The following is a 26,532-nucleotide window of genomic DNA, read 5'->3' on the forward strand; positions in this document are numbered from 1 at the left end:
CCGGACCGGCGTCATTGGTCGGCGCCGACGATCGGGAAACGCGGCGGGTCCGCACGCAGTACTCCGAAGTCAGGAATGCCATTGATCGCCGTCCGTCAGGCCGCCCTCCTCGCCCTCTGCACGCTTGGCTTCTCGGCCGTGGCGCTGGCACAGCGTCCCGCGGCTGACCTGCGCGTGCGGGTCTCGGACCCGCTCGGCGACCCGATCGCGGGTGCCAGCGCGTTGGTCGACACCGATGGCCACGGCAGCGGGCGTGCCGTCATTACCGGGCCCGACGGCGTCGCCGTCGTGCCGGTGCCCGAACTGCCGATGCCGCTGCTGCTGCGCGTGTCGGCGCCAGGGTTTGCCGAGCATCTCGAGAACCTGCAGCCAGGATCGGCGGCCTTCGACGTTCAACTCGCGCCGGCCGCTCGCACCGAGCAGGTCACCGTGACCGCCGGTCGCCGGGCGGTGCGCGGTGCCGAACTGCCAGCCGACTCCACCGTCATCTCGCGGCGCGACCTCGAGGTCGCCGCCGCCGGCACGATCGACGATGTGCTGCGCCTCACGCCCGGGTTTTCCCTGTTCCGGCGCTCCCCGTCACGGACCGCCAACCCCACGACCCAGGGCGTCACGTTGCGAGGGCTGTCGGCGTCCGGCGCCAGTCGCACGCTGGTGCTGGCCGACGGCGTGCCGCTCAACGATCCGTTCGGTGGCTGGGTGACGTGGGATCGCGTCCCGCAGGTCGCCATCGACCGTGTCGAAGTGGTACGCGGCGGCGCCAGCGACCTCTACGGCGCCGACGCAGCGGGCGGTGTGATCCAGGTGCTGTCGGTGGATCCCTCGTCGCCGGTCGTTCGCGCCCTCGTCGAAGGGGGCACCCAGGAATCCGGCCGCATGTCGGCGCTCGCCGGCACACGGCGCGGGCCGTGGAGCGGCGTGATGGCCGGCGAATGGAACTCCACGGAAGGAGCGATCCCGATCGCACCCGAGATTCGCGGGCCGATCGATACACCTGCGGGCGTCGAGTCCACCGTGCTCTCCCTCAGCGTCGGGGCCCACATCACGCGCACGTGGCGCACATCGCTGCGGGCCCAGGTCTACGACGAGGACCGGACCAACGGCACGCCTCTGCAGGACAACGACACCAATCAGCGCCAGGCAAGCTTCGAGGTCGGTGGCAGCGGATCCTGGGGTGACCTCCGCCTTCGCGGCTTCGGGGCCGGTCAGGGGTACGACCAGGCGTTCTCGGCGGTCAATGCCACCCGCACGGCCGAGACCCTGAGCTCGCGTCAGCGCGTCGCGGCAACCGTGGGCGGGGCGTCGGCCGAGTACGTGCGGCCGATCGGTCAGGTCGTGCTGCTCGCGGGCGGCGATGCCAGGCGGGTGGAAGGGGACATGATCGAGCGGCGTCCCGTGGGGGCGCCGACGGTTGCCGACGGACGGCAGGACATGCTCGGCGGCTTCGCGCAGGCGACCTGGGTCGCCTCGTCGCGTGTGGTCGTCGTCGGCGGCCTGCGCGCCGACGCCATCGATGTCGACACGACGCCGGGCGGCACGCGCGACATCAACGCGGTGTCGCCGAAGGGCTCGATTGCGTGGACGGCGGCGCACGCCATCACGCTGCGCGCCAGCGGCTATCGCGCCTTCCGCGCGCCGACGCTCAACGAGCGCCTGCGACCGTTCCGTGCCGGCAATACACTCACGCAGAACAATCCCGCGCTCGAGATGGAGCGCGTCACCGGCGGTGACGTAGCAGTGGCATGGGAACCGCATCGCGTGTCGTTGCGCGCCACGCTCTTTGCCGCCCGCCTCGAGGACGCCATCACCAACGTGACCGTGACCTCGACGCCGACGCTGATCACGCGGGAGCGGCGCAACGCGGGTGTGATCGGCGCGCGAGGGCTCGAAGTCGAGGGACGCGTGCAACTGCTGTCCTCGCTGTCGGTGGCCGGCACGCTGGCGTGGACGCGATCGCGTTTTGACGAATCCGACGAGCCCGGGCTCGAAGGCAATCGGGTGCCACAGGTACCGACGGCGCAGGGAGGCTTCGACGTCCGCTGGCAGCCGTTTGCCGCGTCCATGATCGGCGCGCAACTGCGCTGGACCGGAACGCAGTTCGACGACGACCGCAACCAGTTCGAACTCGGCAAGTCTGCAGTGACCGACCTGATTGGGGAACACCGCTTCGCCGAGGCCTTGCGCGGTTTCGTGGCGTTCGAGAACCTGTTCGACGCTGACTACGACACCGGCAAGACGCCCCTGCGCACCGTCGGACCGCCACGGCGCATTCGTGCCGGCGTCAGAGTCGCGTTCTAGGACAGGCAGGTGGTAGGGACCGCACTCCGAACGGTCCATCGCCTCGATTGCGATCCCCACCCGTCAGGCGAGGAGATGGACGCCTCGGAGAGGCGTCCCTACCGACGTCAGGGTCGCGTTCTAGGACACGGCAGGTGGTAGGGACCGCTCTCCGAGCGGTCCATCGCCTCGATCGCGATCCCCACCCGTCAGGCGAGGAGATGGACGCCTCGGAGAGGCGTCCCTACCGGCCCGGCGGGCGCCGGCGCCGCGGCCGGCGGCGTCGGCGCGGTCCTTCCTCTTCCTGCACCGGTGCCGGCGGTTCCTCCCGCAGCAGCGCTTCCCAGTGCTCGACGACGTCTGGATGTTCGCCGTGGATGTCCAGCCATGTCAGCGCGTCGCGGAATGCGCCGCGGTGCATCAGCGCCCGCTGGACACGCGCCGGTGCGTCGGTTTCGAGCAGGCGCTTCTGCAGCGAGAGCAGGTGCCGCAGCTTCTCGATGTCCTTGCGCGCGACCTGCATCTGTCCCAGCATGTGCGGCGCTTCCCGCTCCCAATCGTCGTGATACCGGTAGCGGTGGCCTTCATCGCGTAACAACCCGAGTGGCAACAGCAACGTCCCGGCGAGAATCGGGTTGCTCAACGTATCCGGCGCATCGTCGAAACGTTTCCGATAGTCGTCGACCGCCTCGAAGGCCTCGGTGAGCGGGCCGTCGTCATTGAGCAACTCCGGCGACATGTGCTCGAGCAGGCCGCTGTCGGCGAGGTGGTCGAAGCACGAGCGCGCGTGGCCGCTGCGCAGGATCTTGTAGTACTCCTCGAGCAGCCGCGCCGACGACGCCTGGCCGATGAGCGGCGCCTTCCGCTCGATGGCGTCCATCACGGCGGCATCGACGCCGAAGTCGAGACGGGCCGCGAGCACGAGCGCACGGAGCATCCGGACGGGGTCCTCGACGAAGCGCACGTCGGGATCGCCGATGCAGCGAATCAATCGCCGGTCGAGATCCTCGAGTCCGCCGGTGTAGTCGATGATCGAGAACGTGCCGATGTCGTAGAACAGCGCATTGACCGTGAAGTCACGCCGGAAGGCGTCCTCCTCGGGCGTGCCGTACTCGTTGTCGCGCTGAATCGGCCGATCGATCACCTCGGCGGTGACGTCGGTCCCCGGATCCGCGACGACAGGCAACTCGCCCTCGTCCGGATGGTCGGGGCGGAAATGCTGTTCCTGCGGTTCCGGCGTGCCCGTCACCTGCTTGCGGAACGTCGCGACCTCGACCGTCTTGGTCCCGAACCGCACGTGCGCGAGCCTGAAACGGCGCCCGATGATCCAGCAGTTGCGGAAGAGGCGCTTGACGTCGTGCGGATGAGCGCTCGTGCCGATGTCGAAGTCCTTCGGACGACGATGGAGGAGCAGATCGCGTACGCTGCCACCTACGAGATATGCCTCGAAGTTCGACGCGTGCAGGCGATACAGGACGCGGAGGGCATCAGGGTCGATGTCCTGCCGCGAGAGGCCATGTTCGCTCCTCGCGACGACAATTGGAGTGACCACGCCTCGGAAGTATAGCAAGCCAGCGGGGCACGATGTTTGGAAGTGGCTGACATGCAAGCACTTACTGATTGGATACGGATCTGGGCGGCGCTGGCGGTGGTGCTGATGGGCGCCGTGGCCGTGTCGGCGCAGCCAGCCGCGACCGATCCACTGGCCCGGGCACGACAGCTCTACAACGCCGGGCAGTACGACGAGGCCATCACCGCGGCGCGGGAGGCAGCGCCACGCGCGTCGTCCCAGAGCGAAGTCAACCTGCTGATCGGCAGGGCGCTGCTGGAGAGGCACCGGGCGAGCCGCGCGACCGAGGATCTGGCTGGCGCGCGTGCGGCGCTCGGGGCCGTCGATGCGTCCGGTCTCTCGGATCGCGGGCGCCTCGACCTCGTCGTCGGGCTGGGCGAGGCCTTGTACCTGGATGGGCAGTACCGGTCGGCGGCGTCCCTGCTCGAGCCGGCCCTGGAGCAGATGGGCCTGTTGTCGCCCGCGGCCCGCGAGCAGGTGGTGGACTGGTGGGGTACGGCCATGGACCGCTACGCCCAGACCCGGCCGCCGGACGAGCGTGTCGTCATCTACGACGAGATCTCGTCACGGCTCCGGTTGCACCTGGCCCGCTATCCCGACTCCTCGGCGTCCTCGTACTGGCTGCCGGCGGCGGCGCTGGCGCGCGGCGATCTCGATCTCGCCTGGGACCTGGCGCTGGCCGGCTGGGTGCGATCGACGCTGGCGCCCGACAAGGGCGTGTCACTGCGGACCGACCTGGATCGGCTCGTGACGCAGGCCATCATCCCGGAACGGGTCAAACGCCTCGTCGACGAGCCCGATGCGGATGCGGCGGCCGCACGCTTCGCGAGCGAGTGGGACGAGGCGAAGGGGCGGTGGCAGCGGTAATGCCTGATGCCTGATGCCTGATGCCTAATGCCTAATGCCAGTGGCGACTGTAGCCGTCGACCTTCCACCTTCGCCAAGGCTACGGTGGACAAGTCAGGTCGACGGTCAGTGATGCTCTGCGGAAGCCCTGGACTCCCTGAGCCGGAAGCCACTTTGGTTCAACGTGAACGCGATCTCGCGTGGGCCGATGCGCACCCAGGCGGATGCGCCGTCGCGACTCGAGGCCATTGACATGCTGGGCGCCTCGGTGGCGCCGGGCACGACAACCGTCGCGACCAGGTGACGCGTCGACGCTGGGCACTCGACCCGCAGGACTGATACCGGCCGGATCCAGCCATCCGCAGCGGCGACCGACATCGAGGGTATCCCGCTGGCGGCGAGCATTCGCATCGCACCCCGGGCAGCGCCGCTCGTCACCAGCGCGCTGCCGCCGTCGCCGATCGTCCAGTCTCCACCCGTATGCCACCGCAGCTCGATCGGCTGCGCCTCTGTTGTCTCGATCTGATCGATGACGAGGTACACCTGGCCGTCGTCGAGCGTGCATACATGGCGTCTCGCAACTGGTGCGGACAACTCGTAGGCATCATCGGCGACCCCGCTGAGGATGCGGAGGTCACCCCGCTCGATCAGCGGTAGCAGACGCCCCTTGCGTCCGTGAACCTGTCCGCGCCCGCCCACCAGCACCGTGTTGTGGCCACGCGTGCCGATCTCGTAGTAGCCGTAGCGGCGGTCGGCCCGGAAGTAGTCGGCTGGATACGGTCGATTGCCGAGTTCGATGAGCAGCATCTCGTCGCCGACGCCGACACTCACGTGATTCAGATCCAGGTGCGTGTGATTGGCTGCAAGCGATCCGTTCTTGAACGACAGGAAGTGCGGAGGGTCGGGTTGCCTCGGCGCGAGCAGCGCCCAACCGATGCCTTCGAACACCGCCGCGGCGGGCAGGTGCGGCGTGTAGTTCGGCGTGTTCTCAGGCAGCCACGGCTCGTCGACGGGACGCCAGATCAGCGCCAGTGCCGCGTCAGGCCAGCCGACGCGCTCGGTATCGAGTGGTGCCCGGTCCTGGTACCAGATGAACGCGGCATCGCGGTAGCGCGCGCCAAGGAAATAGAAGATCGGATCGTAGGCGCGACTGTTCGAATCGCCGAAGCCGGCCGCCAGTCGCGTACCCGGATTGAACACGAGCGGAAAGTAGCCGGTCCGGCGCACCCCCGCTCGCGCGAACACCGCGTCACCTGCCGGATTGCCGGATCGCCGCAGGGCCTCGGCCGCCATCAGCGCGTAGCGATGCCCATAACGCCAGTAGCCCGTCCCCTCGTCCCACCCGCCGTCGTCGCGCAGATGATCCCAGTAGTGCTCCATCGCCGGGACCGCCTTCTGCAGCACCCGCGCGACCTTGTCTGCGAGGGAGGCCTCGGCGGCTCCACCAGCCTCGTCGCCTGCGCGCCCGTAGGCCCCGTTCTCCGGGCGCGGCCTGTCGGCAATCGAGGCCTGCAGTGCCAGCGCCAACACGACCGCCCCACCGTTGCAGACGGTGTTCCAGTTGTGCGGCGCGGTGTGCCAGCCGGGTGGCGTCGGACGCTCGATCGCAGCCAGGTACGCATCGAGGCCACGTCCGACGACGCCGTTGACGATGGAGGCGCGGCGCGCGGCGTCATTGGCCTGCAGCAGCCAGTCGAGGGCGATGCCAAACGTCAGCGACAGCTCACCCGTCATCAGGTCGAACGGCGGCTGGTGCGCCGTGTCCACCCAGATGCGCCAGTCGCGGACGGCCTGTTCGAGTTGCACGGTCGCGTGCTCGAGATAGCGCCGCTCTCCCGTGATCTCCCAGGCCATCCCGAGCGTGAACACACGACCCTGCAGCGCTCGCGCGCAGGACAGGCCCTTGTCTTCGCCCGGTGGATCCGGCTCGCCGCGCATGGTGATCGACGGCACGAGGGGGGGAGCGGTCAGCGTCGCCGTCGCGCGGGCAATCACGGCGTCGCGGAAGCGTGACAGCCGCGGGTGGCCGGCCCGTGCGCGCATGCGCGACAGCTCGTCGCGCGTGAACAGCAGCCGCGGTGTGGTGGCGGCCGTCGCCTGGGAAGGCGGGCTGTCTTGGGCGTCAGCGCCGTCGTCGGCATTGGCCGGGCTCGGAGAGCCGGCCCTACCGTCGCCCGCGTCCATGGCCGCCGCGCGACCACGTGCCGGTATGACCATGGGGGCGGCGAGCGCGCCCAGGCACGTGCGACGATCGATGCGGCCGCGTGTCACGCCTTGGCATCCTTCCACGTGTGTCCGACCCCCACGTCGACGTCGAGCGGCACGTCGAGCGGTACGGCGTGCTCCATGTGGTGCTTCACCAGCGCGGCCGCTTCCTCGGCTGCTCCCTCCGGGGCCTCGAAGACCAGTTCGTCGTGCACCGTCAGGATCATCCGCAGGCCGTGGATCGAGGGGAGTGCCTGGTGCAGGTCGATCATCGCCCGCTTCAGGATGTCGGCGGCGGTGCCTTGAATCGGCAGGTTCACGGTCACGCGTTCGGCTGCGGCGCGGATCTGGCCGTTGCGGCTCGTGAGTTCGGGGACACGGCGGCGGCGACCGAACAGCGTGCTGACGACACCCGTGTCGCGGGCCTTCGCAATCGTCTCGTCGATGAACTGGCGCACCGACGGGTAACCCGCGAAGTACGCATCGATGAAGGCCTGGGCCGCCTGCTGCGTGACGCCGATGTCCTTGGCGAGCGTGAACGCGGTCTTGCCGTAGAGCAGTGCGTAGTTGATGATCTTTGCGCGCCGCCGCAACTCGTGGGACGAGAGGCCGCTGTTCTCGCCGAACACCTTGGCAGAGGTCTGGTCGTGGATGTCGTCGCCGCGGCGGAATGCGTCGATGAGACTCTGCTCCTGCGCCATGTGGGCGAGGACACGCAACTCGATTTGCGAGTAGTCGGCCGAGATCAGGACGTGGCCCGCCTCGGCGACGAAGGCGCCGCGAATCTCGCGACCGAGTTCGGTGCGGATCGGGATGTTCTGCAGGTTCGGGTCGCTGCTGCTCAGCCGACCCGTGGCAGCGACCGCCTGGTTGAAGGTGGTGTGGACCCGGCCGGTCGTGCGATGCACGAGCTGCGGCAGTGCATCCACGTAGGTGCCCTTCAGCTTCATCATCGCGCGCCAGTCGAGGATTTCACGCGCGATGTCGTGCGAGGCCGCGAGCTCCTCGAGCACCTCCGCCGCCGTTGACGCCGTGCGGTCCTTGCCGGTGCGCTTCAGGACCGGCAGGTGCATCTTCTCGAAGAGCACTTCTCCGAGCTGCCTGGGCGAATTGATGTTGAAGGTCATCCCCGCGAGCGCGAAGATGCGGGCAGACCGGGCCTCGAGCTCGGCGTCCATTCGTGTCGAGAGCCCGGCCAGCACACCGGTGTCGACGCGGATGCCCGCCTGCTCGATGGCGCACAACGCCGGCAGCAACGCGAGCTCGAACTCCTCGTAGATGTCGGTGAGGCCCTCACCGTCGAGCGTCGTCCGCAGATCCGTCGTCAGCTGCATGGCAAGGTCGGCGCGCTCGCAGGCCCACGTGGTCATCGCCTCCACCGCCACTTGCGACATCGCGAGCGCCTTCACGCCCTTGCCACGCAGCACCTCGCTGTCCATCGCCTTGTAGCCGAGGCGCTCGAGCGCGAGTGATTCGACCGCGTGTGCCGCGCTCGAGGCATCGTGCACGTAACTTGCGAGCATCACGTCGTCGTGCACGCCTTCGAGCGCGAGGCCATGCCTGGCGAGCACGAGCGTCATCGCCTTCAGGTCGTGGCCCGTCTTCTGCACGGATGGATCGGCGAGCAATGGGCCGATCACGTCGCGCACGGCCTGGGAGGCAAGGTTCGGGCAGGCATCGAGGGACGTGTGCGCGAGCGGGACGTAGGCCGCGCGTCCGTCACCGGTGCCGACACTCAGGCCGACCAGCGATGCCTGCATCGCCGGCGCCCCATCGGTCACCAGGTAGACCGAGCAGCGGCCGGCCTGCCGGATGTGGGTCGCGAGCTCGCGGAGGTCCTCGGAGTCGCCGCAGGTGCTGAACGTACGCACGACGTCGGCGGCCGTCGGTGCGAACTCCGTGACCAACGACTTGAAGCCCAGCCTGCTGAACAGCTCATAGCAGCGGCGCTGGTCAGGTCCGACGTAGCGGAGCGCCTCGAGATCGATCTCCACCGGCACGTCACAGTGCAGGCGCACCATCTCGCGACTGAGGCGCGCGTCCTCGGCGTGAGCGGTGAGCGCCTCCCGGTAGCGCTTCTGCGGCAGGCCCGCCGCCGCAGCGAGCAGCGCGTCGAGCGATCCGTGCTGGGCGATCAACTCACGCGCGCCCTTCTCGCCAATGCCGGGCACGCCCTTCACGTTGTCGATGGCATCGCCCATCAGGGCGAGCACGTCGACGACCTGGTCGGGGCGGACGCCGAACTTCTCCTGCACCCCGCCGCCGTCGTACCACGTGCCCTCGTCGCGCGGGTTGTACACGCGCACGTGGCCGTCGACCATCTGGAAGAAATCCTTGTCGCCGGTGACGATCGCCGCGTCGAAGCCATGCGCGATGGCGCGCGTGGCCAGCGTGGCGATCACATCGTCGGCCTCGTAGTCGGTGTGCGTGAGGATCCGCACGCCCATCGCCTCGCACGCGTCGTGCACCAGCGGCACCTGCTCCACGAGGTCTGCCGGCATGGGCGAGCGGTTGGCCTTGTAGTCGGCCTGCAGCGCGGAGCGGAAGGTCGGACCGGCGAGGTCGAACGCCGTCGCGACGTACGAGGGCTCGTGGTCGGCGATCAGCTTGCGCAGCATCGTCACGAAGCCGTAGACCGCGTTGGTCGACTTGCCGTCAGGTCCGGTCAGCCCGCGGATCGCGTGATACGCGCGGTACATCTGGTTGTTGCCGTCGATGAGGAACAGGATCGGACGTTCTGGCACTCGGGTCCTTTTTGAGCGGGCGCCTTCATTCTATCGAGCCTGCGGCGAGCCGAAGGGGCGGTACACTGTTCGGCCATGCCGTCGTTGCCCCGCCAGGCATTCGCGCTGGCGGCACTCGCCCTCCTGCTCACATCCTGTGCCCGCCCGTTCGGCCGTCAGTACGAATACGAAGAAGAAATCTACGTCAGCCTCGACGGGTCTGCGACGATGACCGTCAACACGTCGATGGCCGCGCTCGCCGCGCTGCACGGCCTGGACGTGGCGATCGATCCCGCGGTCCCGGTGGACCGCGATCGGATCCGCGCTCTCTATTCGACGCCGGTCACCACGGTGACCCGCGTCAGCCGGCCCTGGCGTCGAGACGGCCGCCGGTTCGTGCAGGTCCGCCTCGAGGTGGCCGACGTGCGTCGGCTGTCGCAGGCGCCTCCGTTCGCGTGGGCGCACTACGCGTTCACGCAGAAGGGCGACGTCGTCGAGTTCGTGCAGGAACTGGGTCCGTCGGTGGCGAAGAACGTCGGTGACGTGGGGTGGGACGGCGAGGAACTCGTGGCCGTGCGGCTGCACATCCCGAGCCGGGTGACCTACCACAACGCGCCGAGCCACCTGGTCGAGCGCGGCAACATCCTGTCGTGGGAACAACCGCTGAAGGCGCGGCTGGCGGGGGAGCCCCTGCGCGTCGAGGCCCGCTTCGGCGTCCAGCGCATCCTCGTGCTGACGGTGGCGCTGTTCCTGTCCGCCCTGGCCGCCGCCGCCGTGACTCTGGGCGGCCTCATCTGGTGGGTGGTCCGGAAGGGCCACCAGCGCGCCGCACGCCAGTCGTAGGCGCACGGCGCTGCGCTTCACGGCCTGCAAGCCTGTAGGCCGTAGGCCTATTCGGGCGTCTTGACCGGGCGCCGATCGTCCCGCTTCGTGCGGAACTGCTTCATCCGCAACTCGCGTTCGGCCTGGATCTTGGCCGCCTCCGCCTGCTGTTCCGGCGTGAGGATGGTCATGATCTCGCCGCGCACCCTGGATCGCAGCACCGCCGCCTCGGCGATGACCGCCCCGAGTGCCTGGCCCTGCTGTCCGGCCGCACCCTCGTCGACGGTGACCTCGGTGACCTTGCGCAAGGCCTCCAGCGCCGCCTGACCCCGCTGCATCAGGGCCTGGCCCTCTTCGCGGTGCCCTTGCAGGATGGTCCGCACCTGCTCGCGCTGGGCATCGGTCAGGTTCAACGCCGCCAGCGGCAGTTCCGGATGCAACCCGAGCAGTCCACCCAGAGGCCCGCCCATCCTGCCGGGCCCACCAGGGCCTCCGGGGCCGCCGGGACCACGAGGTCCGCCCGGTCCGCCTGGACCGCCTTGACCGAACCCAGGCTCGCCGGGACCAGGCTGAGCCCCAGCCGTCGCCGCCAGGCCCGCCGTCAGGGCCATCGCACCCAGCATGACTTTCACGCCCGTCATCAGTGTCGCCGCCTGCATCGTCATTTCTCCTTCGAGGCCGTGGAGCCCCGCGTCATTCTGTCTTATGTAACGGGCGGCCTGTGAACCGCCCATGACGCAGGTGTGAAAAATCGATGAGCACCCGGCGGGGTCACAGCGCGGCAGTGTCGCCAGAGGGTAGCCTGTAGGCCATGGCCCATGTCCTGGTCGTGGATGACGAACCCCATATCGGCGAACTCGTCTCGTTGCATCTCTCGTTCGAGGGCCACACCAGCGATCGCTTCCTCGACGGCCGGGCCGCCCTCGAGGCCGCACGCGCGCAGGCCTACGACCTCTTCATCGTCGACGTGATGCTGCCGGGTCTCGACGGCGTCGCCCTGTGCCGGGCGCTCCGCCAGCAGCCGTCCACCCGTCGCGTGCCCGTCCTCTTGCTGACGGCACGTCGCGACGAGACCGACAAGGTGCTCGGGCTCGACAGTGGCGCCGACGATTACCTCACGAAACCGTTCGGCGTGCGTGAACTCATGGCCCGCGTCCGGGCGCTGCTGCGACGCGCCTTGCCGGCGCCGCACGCTCCCGGCGAGATGCCGATGGCCGACGTCCTGCGTCGCGATGGCCTGGAAATCGACGCGTCGCGCCATCAGGTCACCGTGGACGGTCGCGTCATCGATACCACCGCGCACGAGTTCGCCGTGCTGAAGGTGCTTGCCAGCAATCCCGGCATCGTGTTCTCGCGCGAGGCGCTGATTCGCCGTGCCTGGGGGCCCGACACCCACGTCACCGAGCGCAGCGTCGACACCATCGTCAAGCGCCTGCGCCAGAAGATCGAATCGAATCCGGCCGAACCGGAACGACTGCTCACCGTGTGGGGCGTCGGGTACAAGTTCCGCGACGTGGCCTCGGCATGAGCCGATCGCGGGCCTGGCTCGGGTCGCTGTACTGGCGCATCGCGCTGGCGTGCCTGGGCCTGCTCGCCGCCGGCCTCCTGATCCAGATGGTGGTCGTGGTCGCGACGCTGTCGAGGCCCTCCGGCCTGCGGGCGCGGGTCACGGCGCAGCTACTGGCGAAGACGGTCGCCGCCGATCTCCAGGAGGCGCTGGAGTTCGACCCGGCGGCCAGCGTCCGTGCCGTGCTCGCGCGGCATCTGGACAATCCGCTGCCGGTCTACTTCGTCACGGTCGAAGGCAACGTCACCGGTGCGGATGTCGACGTCCCGGGGCCCGAGGCGGGGCGCGTGGCCGCCCTGGCCGCGGAGCATGCGGGCGGGCTCGATCGAACCGACCTGCCGGTGGGGGTCGCCGCGGTAGAGGTCCTCGGTCAGCCTGAAGGACACGTCGTCGTCCTGCCTCGCCGCCCAGGCTGGGCGGTGCTCCGCGAACTCGGCCCCTGGCCACTCGGCGGCGCTGCCCTCAGTGCGATCGCCATCGCCGCGCTCCTGGCATGGCTCGCCTTCGCGCCGGCGCATCGCCGGCTGCAGGCACTCGAGGGCGCGGCGACGCGCCTCGGTCAAGGTGACCTTACGGCCCGCGCGCCCGAGGATGGCGCCGACGAGATCAGTCGCGTGTCCCGGGCGTTCAACCAGACCGCCGATGCGCTCGCGGCGCAGATCCAGCGAGTGACGTCAGAGCAGGATGTGCGACGTCAACTGTTGGCCGACGTGTCCCACGAATTGCACACACCACTGACGACCATCCGTGGCTACATCGAGACGCTGCGGATGACCGACCTCCCGTTGAGCGAAGCCGACCGCGCCCGATACCTGGCGATCGTGGACGACGAGGCGGTGCGCCTCGAACGCCTGATCGGGGACGTGCTGGACCTCGCGAAGATGGAAGCGGGCGGCCAGGGCCTCAAGAAGGAGGTCGTTCCCATCGAAGCGCTGTGGACCCGCCTCAGCGATCGCTACGGACCCGCGGCCACTGCCGCCGGTGTGAGGCTCGTATTCGACGCGCCGATGTTCGACGTCGACGCCGATGCCGGCAGGCTCGAACAGGCGATCTCGAATCTCGTCGGCAACGCCATCCGGTTCACGCCGGTGGGTGGCGAGGTGGCGCTCTCTGCGCATGCCTTGCTCACCGGTGGCGTCCGTATCGACGTGAGCGACACCGGAGTCGGCCTCTCCGCCGAGGACCAGGCGCGGGTGTTCGATCGCTTCTACAAGCAGGATGCCTCACGCAGTCGCACCGGCACAGGCCTGGGCCTGTCGATCGTGCGCGCCATTGCCGAGGCGCACGGCGGCGAGGCGACCGTACGCAGCACACCAGGTCATGGCAGCACCTTCAGCGTCACAATTCCCGCCTGACGCCGGTCCGGCGCTCACGGCACTTCAGCGACACCGGCAATGCCGCAATGCCGCAATGCCGAAATGCCGGAATGCCGGAATGCCGGAATGTCGAAACTCGTTCCTGTGCTCCCTGTGCTCCCTGTGCTCCCTGTGTTCCTGTGTTCCTGAAAAAAAAGCGCCTCGACCCAGGAAGGAGGGCCGAGGCGTAAGGGAGGTAATCGGGTGACCGTCGAGACGGTCGGTTGGTCAGTCGATCTGCTCGAGTTCGACCTGTCGTTCCGCGTCTGTCTTCAGGCCGTTCTCTACCGAGAACTCGCCGAAGCCGATGGCCAGTGACTGCGCGAGCATCCGCTCGACGTGGTTGTTGACGGTGCCCTCGAGCTTCACCCGCCCCTGGTCCACGACGATGTGGATCGGCGGGTTGGCCATCGACGCGTAATGCCAGAAGGACGGGTTGCCGTAAATGGCCCGGGCGATGCGCAATCGCAACTCCTCGTCGAAGCGCGACACGGGCAGCACCTGGATCTGGTTGTCCACCTTGCGGACGCCCTCGACGCGCGAGACACGCCGCGTCAGGTCCTCCACCTTGAACGGCATCGTCACCTTGCCAGTGAGCGTGACCACGCCGTCCTGGACGGTGGCGTTCACGCTGTCGAACACGGTGAAGTTGACGTACTGCTGCACCTGGCGCGCGACGCCCTGGAATACCTGGAAGTCCTTGCGCTCGGGGATGTCTTCGGCGCGAGCCGCGCCCGAGAGCGCAAGGAGGAGAAGACCTGCACCTGCGAAATGAAGATGGCGAATCATTGCTGTTGGTAACGCACGACCCGGGGCGCTCGCTGGCTGGCTTCCCGGACGCTCGGTGCGTCCTCCGTGACCTTCTCTTGATCAAACCTCGTGCCAGTGGACATGTGGCTCAGGACGCGATATCGCACGTTTCGCCATGATTCCGCCTGTGCCCTGCAGGCGACTGCGAGCCGGTCCGCTGTCGCTTGCAAGTGACAGGTGGCAGAATGGCCGCCCGTGCCCAAGACGACGAGCTGGTTCGGGTGGTGGCGAGAGGCGCCGGTCGATGCCAGGCGGGCGCTCTGGGCCGCGGCGCTCGGCTGGATGCTCGACGCATTCGACGTGATGCTCTACGCGCTGGTGCTGACCGCGGTCATGGGTGACCTCGGCCTGACCAAGGCCACGGCCGGGCTCATCGGGTCGGTGACGCTCGTGGCTGGGGCTGTCGGTGGCGTTGCGTTCGGCCTCGTGGCGGATCGCCACGGTCGCACCAAGGCACTGATGGGCAGCATCCTCATGTACTCGGTCTTCACGGCGCTGTGTGGGTTATCGCAGACCGGCCTGCAACTCGCGCTGTTCCGGATCGGGCTTGGCCTCGGCATGGGCGGCGAATGGGCGAGTGGCGCGGCGCTGGTGGCCGAGACGTGGCCGGACGAGCACCGCGGCAAGGCGCTCGGCCTGATGCAGAGCGCGTGGGCGATCGGGTACGCGCTGGCGGCGGTCGTGACGAGTCTCGTGTTGCCGGTGTGGGGCTGGCGCGCGGTGTTCCTCGTCGGAGTGTTGCCGGCGCTTTTCACGGTGTGGATCAGGCGGTCGGTGCGCGAACCCGCGTTGTGGCGTGAGTCGGTGCAGCAGACTCGGCGCGGTTCGCAAGTCACCGTTCACCCTGGCAGTCCAGGTCCGGACCAGGGCGGACCGCTGGGTGGCCCGGCTCCCGGCGTGCGCGGCGGTGTTGGCGCCGCGCTGGCGGCGGTCGTGGCCGACGGACGTCTCGGCCTCACGGTGGCGCTGGCGCTGATGAATGCCTGCTGCCTGTTTGCCTGGTGGGGATTCAACTCGTGGATTCCGGCCTACCTGTCGCTGTCGCCTTCGCAGGGCGGCATGGGGCTCGACGCACGGGCCATGGCCTGGCTCGTCGTCTTCATGCAGGTCGGCATGTGGTTCGGGTATGTCACGTTCGGGGCCGTCGCCGACGTCTTCGGACGCAGGCGCACGTACGTCACCTATCTCCTCATGGCGGCAATGCTCCTGGGCCTGTACGCGCAGGTCCGGTCGCCCTTGGTGCTCCTGTTGCTCGGACCGTTCGTGGCGTTCTTCGGCACTGGCTACTTCACCGGGTTCGGCATCGTCACGGCCGAGTCGTATCCCACGGCGGTGCGGGCGACCGCGCAGGGGCTGACCTACAACACGGGTCGATTGGCGAGCGCGGCGGCGCCCTTCGTCGTCGGCTCCCTGGCGGATCAGCGCGGGTTCACGGCAGCCTTCAGCGTCGTCGCCCTGGCCTTCCTGGTGGCTGCGGCGTGGTGGATCGTGATCCCGGAGACACGCGGGCGATCGGTCAGAGCATCAGCAGCGTGAAGAGCCCGGCGCTGATGAGGAGTACCTGCGCGACCGGGTTCACATCGACGTGGCCCTGGTGCAGGCTGGGGATCAGATCCGACATCGCCACGTAGAGGAAGCTGCCTGCGGCAAAGGCGATCACGTACGGCAGCACGGTCGGCAACTGGTTCAGCGCCAGATACACGAACAAGGCACCGACCAGGCCCCCTAGTCCGGACAGGAGATTCAGGGCGAGCGCCTGCACGCGTCCGTAGCCCGCCTTGAGCAGGATGGCGGCGTCGCCGAGTTCCTGCGGAATCTCGTGGGCGGCGGCGGCGAGGGCCGTGGTCACGCCGAGCCAGGGCGAGGTCAGCGTGGCGGCGGCGATGATGGCGCCGTCGACGAACGTGTGGAATGCGTCGCCGACGATCACGAGGCTGGCGGCGCTGTTGTGCACCTCGCACTCATGCGTGTCGTGACAGTGCCGCCAGAGCACCAGCTTTTCGAGGATGAAGAAGGTCAGGATGCCGAGCAGCAATGCGCCAAGCGCGCGTTCGGACGGCAGCGTCTCGAGCGCCTTTGGCACCAGGTGGAGCAGCGACAGCCCCAGCAGCGTGCCCACTGCGTAGCTCACCAACCAGGAGACCAACCGCTCGCGCGCCTCGTCCCCGAACAGGTAGATCCCCGACGCCACCAGCACGCCGAGGAAGCTGCCGGCGGCACTGAGCGCCATCGCGAGGACGAAGGGAGACACGGACACGGCCAGCCATCATAGCTGGCCGGGCATTTTACGCATTCAGTCAATGCTGGAAGGCCGAAATGCTGGAATGTCGAGTTCCCACACTGGTTTCGACTCCGGCATTACGGGGTTCTATTGTGCCAAGTACCCCCGTCGCGCCCTCACGTGGTATTGCCCACCCGGCACCTCGACTTCGATCTGGTGCCAGCGGCCGTCTTTCGACCGCGGCGGGACATAGCCGATCGAGTACTGCTGCGACAGTTCGTCGGCGATGCTCGCAGTCGCCGGCTCGAGATCGTTGGCATACCGGATCACCTCGGTTCGTCCGCCGCTGTCGTCCGTGATGGCTCGCAGCACGTTCACGTTCACCGCATCGTTTGCTCCGGCATGGCGGCCCGGCTGGCGCGGCTGCGGTTGATTCCAACCCCCGCCACCGCGGCTGCCGGGGACCGGGAACGGAAACGGCAGCCGCACCCGCGGTTGTCCGGACCACGTGCCCGGGCCCGACCCGCCGTAATTGCCGGTCGACCCAGAGCCATCGATGCCGATCGCGTAGACGAGCACTTCCGTCTCGCGAATCAGGGACTGCAGCGCCTCGGCCTCGGTGCTGCTGTCGGTGTCGTTGCCATCGGAGATCACCACCACCGCCTTCTTCTTGTGCCGGCCGGTCTGCGCCACCGGGACCGCCTCAGCGACGGCGTCGTACAGCGCCGTGCCGCCCCGCGGCCGAAGCCGCCGGAGCGCGTTGGCGAGTTGCTGGCGGTCCGTGGTCCAGTCGCTCACCATGTCGCTGCGGTCGGAGAAGCCGAGGATGAAGACCTCGTCCTCGGGCTGCAACAGGTCGTAGAGGAAGCGATCGAGCGCCGACTGCGCGGCACGGAACTTCTCGCCGGCCATGCTGCCGCTGACATCGAGCACGATGCCGAGACTCACGGGCACGCGCTCGCTGCTGAAATGCGAGATCTGTTGTCGCTGGCCGTCTTCGCGCACGAGGAAGTCCTCCTTGCGCAGGCGGGACGCGAATCGACCGGTGCCGTCGGTCACCGTCGCGGTGACGTTGATCAGCTCGGTCGTGCTGCGAAACCGAAAGCCGTCCTGCTGGGCGGCCAGTGACCCTACGGCAAGGGACGCGATCAGGACCGGCAGCGCAATGCGAAAGCGGGAGATGGCGCTTGTGTTCATGGCAGTCACCAGGTCACGACGAAGTCGATGAAGCACGGGTGCGACGATCCGCATGCGCCACCAGGCTGCCGTCCGGCGCCCGGAACGTGACGCGGTAGCGGCGCACGTCGGCGTGCGAGGGCAATTCGACGGCAAAGGCCGTTTCCTGCCCGGGCCGCAGCTGCGTGGCTCGCAGGGGCGCGCGACCGCTGCCAAGCACGCCACCGGCGGTGTCGAGCAGCATCACGCTCGCCACGACATCGACGCGGTCCGATCCGGAGACCGGATTGCGGACGATGCCGCGCACGACGAGCGCGCCCTTGTGCTGCTCGTGGGCCAACGACAACAGCTCGAGCGGCATGCCTCCGGTCGCCGGTGCGGTGGCTTGCGCCGAGGAAGTGGCACGGGCTGCCGCCGGCGCCGGCGTGTCGGACGTGAACCACGTGTAGGCCACTGCGAGGAGCGCGGCGAGCAGCGCACCCAGCATGACGATCGCGAACCCGCTGCGTCGCTGCGGTTCGGGCGCCTCGCCGAAAAGTCCTGCCGGCCGCGGTGACGTCGCATCGACGCTGCCGAAGTCGTCGTTGGCGTCGCTGCCATCAGAACGGGTCGAGGCCGCACTTGCGCGCGCCGTCGGGCCGCTTGCCGCCCTCATCCAGTCGGAGCGCTCGCTGACGAAGTCCCGGCCAGAAGTCGGCTCGTCCTCCAGGAAGATGAGTTCCGGCACCGCCGGCACCGCCGACGCCCCGGCGACGACCGGTGTCGGCGCTGGAGCCGGCAACGGCGGCCTGGCGGCGCGAGCGGACACGAAGCCCACGTGTCCGGCGCGCGCAGGCGGATCCCAGCCCGAGGTGTCGTCTCCGTCGATGGCGGCGGTCAGCAGGGCCACGCGCGCGTCGGCGCGGCGCTGCTCGTCACGGAGCAGGCGGTAGGCGAACCAGCCGAGGCTGGCGGCCATCACGAGAGCGGCGATGGTGACAAACAACATGGCAGTTCCTCAGCGCAACGTGAATTCAACGGCGACTTCGACGATCACATCGACCGGGCGTCCCTTGCGTGTCGCGGCGGCGAACGTCCAGCGACGCACCGCCTGTATGGCCTGCTGATCGAGACCCGCGCCGAGCCCCTTCAGCACCCGCACGTCGCCGACGCGGCCGTCGTGGCGCACCACGATTTCGAGCACCACTTCGCCCTCGAGCCCTCGACGACGGGCGTCTTCGGTGTAGTCCGGCTTGACCTCGTTCAACAGGCGCGGTGGCTGGATGCCGCTGCCAGGACGGAACGGCCCGCCGCCCTCACCGCCACCCTCGCCCTCGCCGACACCAGAGCCGGTTCCTTCGCCGAGCCCGGTGCCCTTGCCGGTTCCCGCACCTCCGCCGTCACCGGGGCCGCGGCTGGGCGGTGCCGCAGGCCGCTGCTCGAGCACGCCTGGCTGCGTGACCGGATCATTGCTGCGGGCGGCGATCGGCGCTTCCACCGGCGGCAATGGCTCGGGATCCGGCGGCGTCGGCGGTGGTTCCTGGATCTTCGGCGCCGGGGCTTCTGGCGGCGGCTGACGTTCGGGAATCGGGCTCTTCAGAGCTGATGTCCCCGTCCGCTTCGCCTGAGAGGCGGGGCGTTTCATGCGTAGCCCGCCGCCTCCACCTCCACCACCAGGGCCGGGCAGGTTGAGATAAACCATCCGCAACTTCTCGGATGGCACCGGGTCGACGGTATTGGCTGCCGACGAGCCGAGGGGGACGAGCGTTGCCAGCAGCAGGCCACCCAGGACCATGCCGTGCACGGCGGCAGAGGCCGCGGCAGGCAGCCCGGGTGAACGCTCGGCTCCTCGTGCGCGGGAGAACAACGAGCCCGGTGTTGCCGTGATCGCGGGTGCAGAGGAGTGGGCCGCGAAGGGCCCTGCCCTCAGGCGTCGCGCGGCGTCCACGGCGTCCACGTAGGGCACGAACTCGCCATCGATGCTACGGATATCGCCCGATGCGATGAGATCCGAGACGACGTCGGCGCGCGCCCCCGAGGCGCGGGCGATGTCGCGGGCGGTGAAGACGTCGGGCAGCGTGCGCGGAGGCAATGGCATCTCGGAACCCCTGAGGGGCAAGTGGCGCCAGGCATATCCGCAACAACCGTGCCTGCCCCGAGGCAGGCCGAATCGGCGTAAATGGCTGATTCGGTGCGACCGAACGCCTGTCCGGTTGTGGTGGGTCAGGACATCCGTTGTCCACTCGCGTGGACAAAACGGGCGGACACGCCGCGTCAGGCCGAGGTGGGCTGGCCCTTCAGGGCTTCGACGATGCCGAAGCCGTCGCGCTCGAAGAGGACGCGCGCACCCCGGAAGTGCACGCCCGTGGCGGCCTGCACGGCGGCGGGTGGGGGAGCACCTGCCTCCTTCTGCCGCACGACCAGCACCACCCGGCCGCCCGGCCGCAGCACTCGCCGGATCTCCGGCAGGAGCGCCGCAAACGGGGCCGACACTGCGTCGACGAGCACCAGATCGAAGTCGCCTTCCTCGAACGGCAGGCGATCGACGGGGCTCTCGACCACTTCCACCAGCACACCTGCCGTCTCAGCGCTGGCCTCGAGGCGTCCCGCCTCGTCGGCCGACGCCGCATGAGCCACGGCTCGCCCGCTGAGGCCCGTCACTCTCGCCAGGGCAGCGATCAGGCCTGGGTCGCCGGCACCAAAGCTGAGGAGCCGATCGCCCAGGCGGGCGCCGATCATGCGCGTCAACAGCTCGTAACGGCCGGGATCGCCGCGGAGCCAGCGCACCAGGGCATTGGAGGCGATGACGTCGGAGAGTGACACGAGAACAGACTAATGCAGGTCGCACGGCACGCGCGGCGCGTGGAGGTCGTGCAAGAATCCTGCATCGTGACGAGCCCAGCTTTCGTGAGGTCGAGATCCTGATGCGCGCATCGAAGCTGCAGCCGGCGCTGCTCGGCGGGGTGGTGATCGGGACGCTGTCGGCACTGCCCGTGATCTCAATGGGGAACTGCGTGTGCTGTTTGTGGGTGATTCTGGGCGGGGTCTTGGCCACGTACCTGCTCCAGCAAGCGCAGCCGACACCCGTCGAGGGCATTGATGGCGCCATCACCGGGCTGCTTGCCGGGCTCGTGGGCGCTGTCGTCGGATCCCTCGTATCGATCCCCATCCAGATGGTCATGGGGTCGATGCAGGGGGACCTGCTGCGACGCATCCTCGACCAGGGCGGCGGCGACATGCCTGCCGAGATGCGCGACGCGCTGCAGTCGCTCGCGCGCGGCGGCGTGGGCGGTGCCCTGATGCTGCTCGGCTTCGTGATGAGCCTGCTGGTGAATGCAATCTTCGGCGCCATCGGCGGGCTGCTGGGCACCGTCATGTTCAAGCCGGCACTGCCACCGACTCCGCCGCCCGTGCCCGGCTTTGCCGACAGCAGCCGGCCGCACGCGCCCGAGTAGCGCGATGACCGGTTGTCAAAGTAGAAAGGGCGAAAGGTCGAGAAGGGCTAAACGGCACTACCGAAGGCGGAAGGCCGAACAATCCAAGGCGCCAAAGGCGACGACCGTCCTTCCCAAACTTTGACCTTCCTTGCGTGAGCCACTTCGCGCGATCCGCCTTTTGCAGTTCTTTTCGCCCTTTTCGCCCTTTTCGCCCTTTCTCCTTTGATAGGATTCCGCCATGTCGGAGTCCTCTCCTCCCAACATCCAGGCGCTGCTCGACGAGCAACGCACTTTCCCTCCCTCCGAGCAGTTCACGCGCACGGCGAACGTTCGCGATCGCGCGGTCTACGACGAGGCCGCCGCAGACCCTGAAGCGTTCTGGAAGGCGCAGGCGGAGCAGCTCGAGTGGATCGAGCCGTTCCACACGGTGCTGGAATGGAACCCGCCGCACGCGAAGTGGTTCGTCGGCGGCAAGCTGAACGCGGCGGTCAACTGCGTCGACCGTCACGTACGCAACGGACGTCGCAACAAGGCCGCCATCGTCTGGGAGGGTGAGCCGGGCGATCGGCGCACGCTGACGTATTTCGACCTGCAGCGCGAGGTCAACCTCGCCGCCAACGTGCTGAAGTCACTGGGCGTCAAGCGCGGCGACCGCGTCGCGATGTACATGCCGCTCATCCCCGAGCTGGCGATCGCGATGCTGGCCTGTGCCCGCATTGGCGCCATCCATTCGGTCGTCTTCGGCGGCTTCAGTGCCGAGGCCCTCGCCGATCGGATCAACGACTCGCAATGCACCCTGCTGGTCACCGCCGATGGCGGCTACCGCCGCGGCTCCCTGCTGCCACTCAAGCAGATTGCCGACGAGGCGCTCAAGCACACGCCGTCGATCAAGAACGTGCTGATCGTGAAGCGCGACTCGTCGGATCGCTTCCCGGTGCATGTCACCGAGGGCCGCGACCACTGGTATCACCGCATCGTGCAGGACGTGCAGGCGTGGTGCGAACCCGAGTCGATGGACAGCGAGGACATGCTGTACATCCTCTACACGTCGGGCACGACCGGTAAGCCGAAGGGGATCGTCCACACGACGGGTGGGTACCTGACCGGCACGATGGCCACCACCAGAGCGGTCTTCGACCTCAAGGACGACGACGTGTACTGGTGCACGGCGGACATCGGCTGGGTGACGGGGCACAGCTACGTGGTGTATGGCCCGTTGGCAGCGGGCGCGACGCTGCTGATGTACGAGGGCGCGCCGGACTGGCCGGAACGCGATCGCTTCTGGAGCCTGATCGAACGCCACGGCGTCACGATCTTCTACACCGCGCCGACGGCCATCCGGGCGTTCATGCGCTGGGGCACCGAACTGCCGCAGAAGCACGATCTGAGCAGCATCCGTCTGCTCGGATCGGTGGGCGAGCCGATCAACCCCGAAGCGTGGATGTGGTATCACGAGTTCATCGGCGGCCAGCGCTGCCCGATCGTCGACACGTGGTGGCAGACCGAGACCGGCCAGATCATGATCACGCCGTTGCCCGGGCTCACGACCACCAAGCCTGGCTCGGCGACGCACCCGTTCCCGGGCATTTCCGTCCAGATTCGCAACGAGCGGGGTGAACCCGTCACCGAAGGCGGGGGCCTGCTCACGATCAGCAGGCCCTGGCCCGCGATGCTGCGTGGCATCTACGGCGACCCGGAGCGGTACGCGGCGACGTACTGGAGCAAGTGGAAGGACAACGCCTACTTTGCCGGCGACGGCGCCCGCGTGGATGCCGATGGCTGCATCTGGCTGCTCGGCCGCGTGGACGACGTGCTCAACGTCAGCGGCCATCGGATCGGCACGATGGAGGTCGAGAGCGCGCTGGTCGACCATCCCGCCGTCGCGGAAGCCGCGGTCGTTGGCCGCTCGCACGACATCAAGGGACAGTCGATCACCGCGTTTGTCACGCTCAAGGACGGCCAGCGGCCCTCCACGGGCCTCGAGCACGAACTTCGTGGTCACGTCGTCAAGAAGATCGGCGCCCTCGCCAGGCCCGAAGAGATCCATTTCGCGGCCGACCTGCCCAAGACCCGATCGGGCAAGATCATGCGCCGCCTGCTGCGCGACATCGCCGAAGGCAAGGCGATCGGCGACACGACCACCCTGGCCGACCCCAATGTCGTGGCCAGGCTGAAGTCGCAGTACGAAAATCAGGAAGACTGACCCCTGCGGTCGGCCCGAACGCTGATACAAGAGAGGGCGTGAGCGAGGACGCCCTCCTCCCGTTCGTCGACGCCTGGAGCGTTGACATCGACGCGCCGCCCCGCATCGTGTGGGATGCCGTGCTCGCTTCGGCGCCCGGATCCAGGGCCGGGGTGATCCGGGGCGCCTTCGCGGTCCTGTCTGGCGCGGATCCGGCTGCCAGCAACGGCCTGGCGTCTCACGTGCTCGGCGCCGAACGTCCCGGATTTGCGGTGTGCGAGGTCGTGCCGCCAGTCACCTACGCCCTGGCGGGCCGCCACCGCTTCGCAACCTACCAACTCGTATTTCGTATCGATCAACGCGGCCCGGTGCAATCCCGTCTTACCGCAGAGACCTTCGCGACCTTCCCGGGAACGGCCGGTCGCCTCTATCGCATGTTCCTGATGGATGCCAAGCTGCACGCGCTCGTGATGTGGTGCATGGTGCGCCGGGTTCGCCGCCGCGCCGAGGCGGCTCTGCGCCGACAAGGTGCCAGGTCGTCGTGAACGCGCCTTCCCCGACGCCCATTCGCCGGCCGTGGCTCACCGCCGCGGCTGCCGCCCTGGTCCTGCTGCTCGGGTTCGGGCTGTTCAGGGCGACCCGCCTGGGTTCTCCGGCGCCCGTGACCCCTCCTGTGGCGGAGTCACTGCCGGCCACACCGCCGGTCCTCGTCGAGACGTCCGGCGAGGAAGGCCACCTGACCATTGGTGTCGTGTCGCTCGATCGCGTTGCACCGGACACGGTGGAGTTGCGCCTGGCCATCACCAATACCAACCGGCCGGCTTCACCCGGCCTCGACATCGCCCAGCGGTTCAGCACGGACGGCCCCGATCGCGGCACGCTCGCCGAGGTGTACCTCGCGGATCTGTCGCACGAACACAAGTTCTTCGTGCTCCGCGACAGCGCCAACGCGCCGATCGGCAGTCGCGACGTCACCCCGCTCGCGGCCGGCGAGCGCCGGGTGCTGTGGGCCCGGTACCCGGCCCCCGGCGATCGCGATGTGGAGGTGGTCGTCCACGTGCCCCACGCCGAGCCCCTCCCCAACGTGCCGGTGGGGCAAAAGACCACGGCGCCCTGACGGCGCCACCCGGCCCATGGCCTACGGCCTGCCGCCTACAGCCTACCTGCGGCCTACGGCCTACAGGCTGCGGCCTACCGCCTACCGCCTACGGCCGCTGCTTACGGCCTACTGCCCTACGGCCTGCCGGCTTCGGCCCTCGGCCTTTGCCCTTCAGCGTTCGGCGTTCGGCATTCGGCGTTCGGCATTCGGCGTTCGTCCCGGGAACCGTGCTGGCCGCCCGCCCGTACTAAGCTGATGCCATGCCCTTGATCGAGACCCGGGATCTCTGGAAAACGTATGTGATGGGTTCGGAGGAGATCCACGCCTTGCGTGGTGTCTCCATGGAAATCCAGCGAGGTGAATACGTCGCGATCATGGGGCCCTCAGGATCGGGCAAGTCCACGCTGATGAACCTCATCGGTTGTCTGGACACGCCGAGCAAGGGGACCTACCTCCTGAACAACAAGGAGGTCAGCAGCATGGACGACGATGAGTTGGCGCGCATCCGGAACGAAGAAATCGGCTTCGTGTTCCAGACGTTCAACCTGCTGCCGCGCGCGTCGGCGCTGCACAACGTGGAACTGCCGCTCGTCTACGCCGGGGTGAGCAGCCACGACCGGGCCGAGCGGGCCAAGGCCGCGCTCATAAAGGTCGAACTCGAACAACGTATGGGGCACAAGCCCAACGAGTTGTCCGGCGGCCAGCGCCAGCGTGTCGCGATTGCCCGGGCCCTCGTCAACAACCCCTCGATCCTGCTCGCGGACGAACCGACGGGGAACCTCGACTCGAAGACCGGCGTCGAAATCATGACGCTCTTCGAGCGCCTCCATCAGGCCGGCAACACCATCGTCCTGGTCACGCACGAGCCCGACGTGGCCGCGCACGCGCACCGCGTCATCCACATCCGGGACGGGCAGGTCGAGAAGGACGTCACCCGCGCCGCGTAGCCGGCTCGGTGCGTGGGCCGCGCCGCCTGCGGCATAATTTGAAGTTCGGAACCCGGAAATGACGACGACGTCGTACGTCGCCGCCCATTCCGCATTTCAAATTTCACATCACCGTGCCCCTGTCGTTGCGCGTTCCTGTCGCCGTCTCAGTGCTGATCCTGGCCGGGTGCGGGGGCGGATCCTCCGCGCCCTCCTCCACGCCGACCCAGCCAACGCCGATTGCGGCCCCGCAGTTGACCCTGACGTGCCCGACGCCCTTGTCATTGCGGACCACGACTGGTCAGCCCGTGCCGCTGGCGTATGGCCAGCCACAGGTTTCAGGCGGAACCGCCCCGGTGACCGTTGCGTGCACGCCTCCGGCAGGCGCGCCCGCGCCAGTCGGTCAGACGGCCGTGAACTGCACAGCGACCGACGCTCGCGCCCAGACGGCGACGTGTTCGTTCGCGGTGGCGGTGGCCATCGCCCCGACGCTGAGCGTGGAGCGACTCCTCTCGCTCGGCGACAGCTTCACGGCTGGTACCACGTCGCGTGCGGTCGAACGTGAAATCCCCGGCAACAACTACGTCCAGAAGCTGGAGTTCCTGCTGCTGGAGCGCTATCCGGACCAGCGCATCACCGTAACCAATGCCGGCGTGCCTGGCCAGTTCGTCGACCAGATCGAGGATCGCTACCCGGGCGCATTGCGACAGAGCAACGCGCAAGTGATGATGCTCGAGGGCGGCGCGAACGACCTGAATGCCGACGGGGCGCGGGCGATTACGGACGTGGTCACGCGCCTCGAACGCATGACCCGTGATGCGCAAGGGCGTGGCGTCGCGGTGATCCTGACGACCCTCACCCCGCAGCGTCCCGGCTCCACGAAGGGCACCTCACCGCAAGCCGTACGCGACCTCAACGTGCGTATCCGCGACCTGTGCCGTCGCTACAACACGGGGTGTGCGGACCTCTACGCCGCCTTTGGCAACGAGCAATCGCCTCTCATCGGCAGCGACGGTCTGCATCCGACGTTGGCTGGCTACGACCTGATCGCCGAGACATATTTCGAGGTCATCCGGCGGATGTTCGAGCGGACGGCGGCGCCCGCGTCGTGAGCAAGCAGGCGCCCGTGCCCCGCCCACAGGGCCGCGTCGACCTGAAGGTCGACGCCTACGTTACCGACGGGGTCACCGCCGGACACTCCGGCGGCTACACGGTCCTTTCCGGTCCCCGTTTCCCGGTCACTGAGTTCGGTACCCCGGCACCCGGTACCCGGTACCCGGTTCCCGATCCGGTGCCCGGTACCCGGTACCCGGCACCCGGCACCCGGTAAACTGTCC

The 26,532-nt window shown here is 68.4% G+C and carries 23 protein-coding genes; 13 read left to right on the forward strand and 10 right to left on the reverse strand.

What is annotated here, in order from left to right; translation table 11 throughout:
* Positions 1-75: 75 nt before the first annotated feature.
* Positions 76-2,298: a TonB-dependent receptor gene (locus LuPra_RS02450; protein WP_110169289.1), complete on the forward strand. Its 2,223-nt coding sequence runs from the start codon at positions 76-78 to the stop codon at positions 2,296-2,298.
* Positions 2,299-2,521: 223 nt separating this feature from the next.
* Here the strand turns inward: LuPra_RS02450 and pcnB are convergent, their stop codons facing one another.
* Complete coding sequence (gene pcnB / locus LuPra_RS02455) at positions 2,522-3,829, reverse strand: polynucleotide adenylyltransferase PcnB (protein WP_157898651.1); 1,308 nt, start codon at positions 3,827-3,829, stop codon at positions 2,522-2,524.
* A gap of 51 nt (positions 3,830-3,880) precedes the next feature.
* Here pcnB and LuPra_RS31515 point away from each other — a divergent pair, with 51 nt between their 5' ends.
* Entirely contained in the window at positions 3,881-4,714 is an 834-nt protein-coding gene (locus LuPra_RS31515; protein WP_157898652.1) for a hypothetical protein, read from the forward strand.
* 105 nt (positions 4,715-4,819) lie between these two features.
* Here the strand turns inward: LuPra_RS31515 and LuPra_RS02465 are convergent, their stop codons facing one another.
* Positions 4,820-6,964 carry a heparinase II/III domain-containing protein gene (locus LuPra_RS02465; protein WP_110169292.1) on the reverse strand — a complete coding sequence of 715 codons (2,145 nt, stop codon included), beginning with the start codon at positions 6,962-6,964 and terminating at the stop codon, positions 4,820-4,822.
* On the reverse strand, positions 6,961-9,642 hold the full coding sequence (gene polA / locus LuPra_RS02470) for a DNA polymerase I (protein WP_110169293.1): 2,682 nt from the start codon (positions 9,640-9,642) through the stop codon (positions 6,961-6,963). Before polA ends, LuPra_RS02465 begins: the two co-directional genes overlap by 4 nt.
* Positions 9,643-9,717: 75 nt before the next feature.
* Here polA and LuPra_RS02475 point away from each other — a divergent pair, with 75 nt between their 5' ends.
* Positions 9,718-10,464 carry a hypothetical protein gene (locus LuPra_RS02475; protein ID WP_110169294.1) on the forward strand — a complete coding sequence of 249 codons (747 nt, stop codon included), beginning with the start codon at positions 9,718-9,720 and terminating at the stop codon, positions 10,462-10,464.
* Between the two features lie 47 nt (positions 10,465-10,511).
* Here the strand turns inward: LuPra_RS02475 and LuPra_RS31520 are convergent, their stop codons facing one another.
* Positions 10,512-10,913 (reverse strand): Spy/CpxP family protein refolding chaperone, encoded by a 402-nt coding sequence (locus tag LuPra_RS31520; RefSeq protein ID WP_157898653.1) that lies wholly within the window; start codon positions 10,911-10,913, stop codon positions 10,512-10,514.
* Between the two features lie 341 nt (positions 10,914-11,254).
* Here LuPra_RS31520 and LuPra_RS02485 point away from each other — a divergent pair, with 341 nt between their 5' ends.
* Both LuPra_RS02485 and LuPra_RS02490 read left to right on the forward strand, forming a co-directional pair.
* Entirely contained in the window at positions 11,255-11,971 is a 717-nt protein-coding gene (locus LuPra_RS02485) for a response regulator transcription factor (protein WP_110169296.1), read from the forward strand.
* On the forward strand, positions 11,968-13,365 hold the full coding sequence (locus LuPra_RS02490; protein ID WP_110169297.1) for a sensor histidine kinase: 1,398 nt from the start codon (positions 11,968-11,970) through the stop codon (positions 13,363-13,365). The genes LuPra_RS02485 and LuPra_RS02490 overlap by 4 nt, the downstream gene beginning before the upstream one ends.
* 228 nt (positions 13,366-13,593) lie before the next feature.
* Here the strand turns inward: LuPra_RS02490 and LuPra_RS02495 are convergent, their stop codons facing one another.
* Complete coding sequence (locus LuPra_RS02495) at positions 13,594-14,154, reverse strand: BON domain-containing protein (protein WP_110169298.1); 561 nt, start codon at positions 14,152-14,154, stop codon at positions 13,594-13,596.
* Positions 14,155-14,370: 216 nt separating this feature from the next.
* Here LuPra_RS02495 and LuPra_RS02500 point away from each other — a divergent pair, with 216 nt between their 5' ends.
* A complete protein-coding gene (locus LuPra_RS02500; RefSeq protein ID WP_234800684.1) occupies positions 14,371-15,711 on the forward strand; it encodes an MFS transporter in 1,341 nt (446 codons plus the stop codon).
* On the opposite strand, the gene LuPra_RS02505 is transcribed toward LuPra_RS02500, so the two are convergent.
* The 5 genes from LuPra_RS02505 to LuPra_RS02525 form a co-directional block, all read right to left on the reverse strand.
* Positions 15,692-16,432 (reverse strand): ZIP family metal transporter, encoded by a 741-nt coding sequence (locus LuPra_RS02505; protein ID WP_234800685.1) that lies wholly within the window; start codon positions 16,430-16,432, stop codon positions 15,692-15,694. The genes LuPra_RS02500 and LuPra_RS02505 overlap by 20 nt on opposite strands.
* A gap of 111 nt (positions 16,433-16,543) precedes the next feature.
* The gene (locus tag LuPra_RS02510; RefSeq protein WP_157898654.1) at positions 16,544-17,593 is read right to left on the reverse strand and encodes a VWA domain-containing protein; all 1,050 of its coding nucleotides are present in this window, start codon (positions 17,591-17,593) and stop codon (positions 16,544-16,546) included.
* Positions 17,594-17,606: 13 nt separating this feature from the next.
* Positions 17,607-18,560 carry a hypothetical protein gene (locus LuPra_RS02515; RefSeq protein ID WP_110169300.1) on the reverse strand — a complete coding sequence of 318 codons (954 nt, stop codon included), beginning with the start codon at positions 18,558-18,560 and terminating at the stop codon, positions 17,607-17,609.
* Positions 18,561-18,569: 9 nt separating this feature from the next.
* Positions 18,570-19,649, reverse strand: coding sequence for an energy transducer TonB (locus LuPra_RS02520; RefSeq protein ID WP_110169301.1), 1,080 nt, complete (start codon positions 19,647-19,649; stop codon positions 18,570-18,572).
* Positions 19,650-19,825: 176 nt separating this feature from the next.
* Positions 19,826-20,374 carry a methyltransferase domain-containing protein gene (locus tag LuPra_RS02525; protein WP_110169302.1) on the reverse strand — a complete coding sequence of 183 codons (549 nt, stop codon included), beginning with the start codon at positions 20,372-20,374 and terminating at the stop codon, positions 19,826-19,828.
* 101 nt (positions 20,375-20,475) lie between these two features.
* Here LuPra_RS02525 and LuPra_RS02530 point away from each other — a divergent pair, with 101 nt between their 5' ends.
* The 7 genes from LuPra_RS02530 to LuPra_RS31525 all read left to right on the forward strand — a co-directional run bounded on the left by LuPra_RS02530 (position 20,476) and on the right by LuPra_RS31525 (position 26,525).
* Positions 20,476-21,006 (forward strand): DUF5518 domain-containing protein, encoded by a 531-nt coding sequence (locus tag LuPra_RS02530; RefSeq protein ID WP_110169303.1) that lies wholly within the window; start codon positions 20,476-20,478, stop codon positions 21,004-21,006.
* A gap of 220 nt (positions 21,007-21,226) precedes the next feature.
* A complete protein-coding gene (acs, locus tag LuPra_RS02535; RefSeq protein ID WP_110169304.1) occupies positions 21,227-23,191 on the forward strand; it encodes an acetate--CoA ligase in 1,965 nt (654 codons plus the stop codon).
* Between the two features lie 38 nt (positions 23,192-23,229).
* Complete coding sequence (locus LuPra_RS02540) at positions 23,230-23,715, forward strand: SRPBCC family protein (RefSeq protein ID WP_110169305.1); 486 nt, start codon at positions 23,230-23,232, stop codon at positions 23,713-23,715.
* A complete protein-coding gene (locus LuPra_RS02545) occupies positions 23,712-24,287 on the forward strand; it encodes a hypothetical protein (RefSeq protein ID WP_110169306.1) in 576 nt (191 codons plus the stop codon). Before LuPra_RS02540 ends, LuPra_RS02545 begins: the two co-directional genes overlap by 4 nt.
* 242 nt (positions 24,288-24,529) lie before the next feature.
* Positions 24,530-25,216 (forward strand): ABC transporter ATP-binding protein, encoded by a 687-nt coding sequence (locus LuPra_RS02555; RefSeq protein ID WP_110169308.1) that lies wholly within the window; start codon positions 24,530-24,532, stop codon positions 25,214-25,216.
* 392 nt (positions 25,217-25,608) lie between these two features.
* Positions 25,609-26,307 (forward strand): SGNH/GDSL hydrolase family protein, encoded by a 699-nt coding sequence (locus LuPra_RS02560; RefSeq protein ID WP_157898655.1) that lies wholly within the window; start codon positions 25,609-25,611, stop codon positions 26,305-26,307.
* Between the two features lie 14 nt (positions 26,308-26,321).
* On the forward strand, positions 26,322-26,525 hold the full coding sequence (locus LuPra_RS31525) for a hypothetical protein (protein ID WP_157898656.1): 204 nt from the start codon (positions 26,322-26,324) through the stop codon (positions 26,523-26,525).
* The last annotated feature ends 7 nt before the right edge of the window (positions 26,526-26,532 follow it).

This window comes from Luteitalea pratensis (assembly GCF_001618865.1).
In the GTDB taxonomy this organism is placed as follows: Bacteria; Acidobacteriota; Vicinamibacteria; order Vicinamibacterales; family Vicinamibacteraceae; genus Luteitalea; species Luteitalea pratensis.

Bases quoted from the DNA above. Each gene is read 5' to 3' on its own strand.
- LuPra_RS02450 (WP_110169289.1), top strand. From the start codon at position 76: ATGCCATTGATCGCCGTCCGTCAGGCCGCCCTCCTCGCCCTCTGCACG.
- LuPra_RS31515 (WP_157898652.1), top strand. From the start codon at position 3,881: ATGCAAGCACTTACTGATTGGATACGGATCTGGGCGGCGCTGGCGGTG.
- LuPra_RS02475 (WP_110169294.1), top strand. From the start codon at position 9,718: ATGCCGTCGTTGCCCCGCCAGGCATTCGCGCTGGCGGCACTCGCCCTC.
- LuPra_RS31520 (WP_157898653.1), bottom strand. From the start codon at position 10,913: ATGGGCGGGCCTCTGGGTGGACTGCTCGGGTTGCATCCGGAACTGCCG.
- LuPra_RS02485 (WP_110169296.1), top strand. From the start codon at position 11,255: ATGGCCCATGTCCTGGTCGTGGATGACGAACCCCATATCGGCGAACTC.
- LuPra_RS02490 (WP_110169297.1), top strand. From the start codon at position 11,968: ATGAGCCGATCGCGGGCCTGGCTCGGGTCGCTGTACTGGCGCATCGCG.
- LuPra_RS02495 (WP_110169298.1), bottom strand. From the start codon at position 14,154: ATGATTCGCCATCTTCATTTCGCAGGTGCAGGTCTTCTCCTCCTTGCG.
- LuPra_RS02510 (WP_157898654.1), bottom strand. From the start codon at position 17,593: ATGAACACAAGCGCCATCTCCCGCTTTCGCATTGCGCTGCCGGTCCTG.
- LuPra_RS02515 (WP_110169300.1), bottom strand. From the start codon at position 18,560: ATGTTGTTTGTCACCATCGCCGCTCTCGTGATGGCCGCCAGCCTCGGC.
- LuPra_RS02520 (WP_110169301.1), bottom strand. From the start codon at position 19,649: ATGCCATTGCCTCCGCGCACGCTGCCCGACGTCTTCACCGCCCGCGAC.
- LuPra_RS02530 (WP_110169303.1), top strand. From the start codon at position 20,476: ATGCGCGCATCGAAGCTGCAGCCGGCGCTGCTCGGCGGGGTGGTGATC.
- acs (WP_110169304.1), top strand. From the start codon at position 21,227: ATGTCGGAGTCCTCTCCTCCCAACATCCAGGCGCTGCTCGACGAGCAA.
- LuPra_RS02555 (WP_110169308.1), top strand. From the start codon at position 24,530: ATGCCCTTGATCGAGACCCGGGATCTCTGGAAAACGTATGTGATGGGT.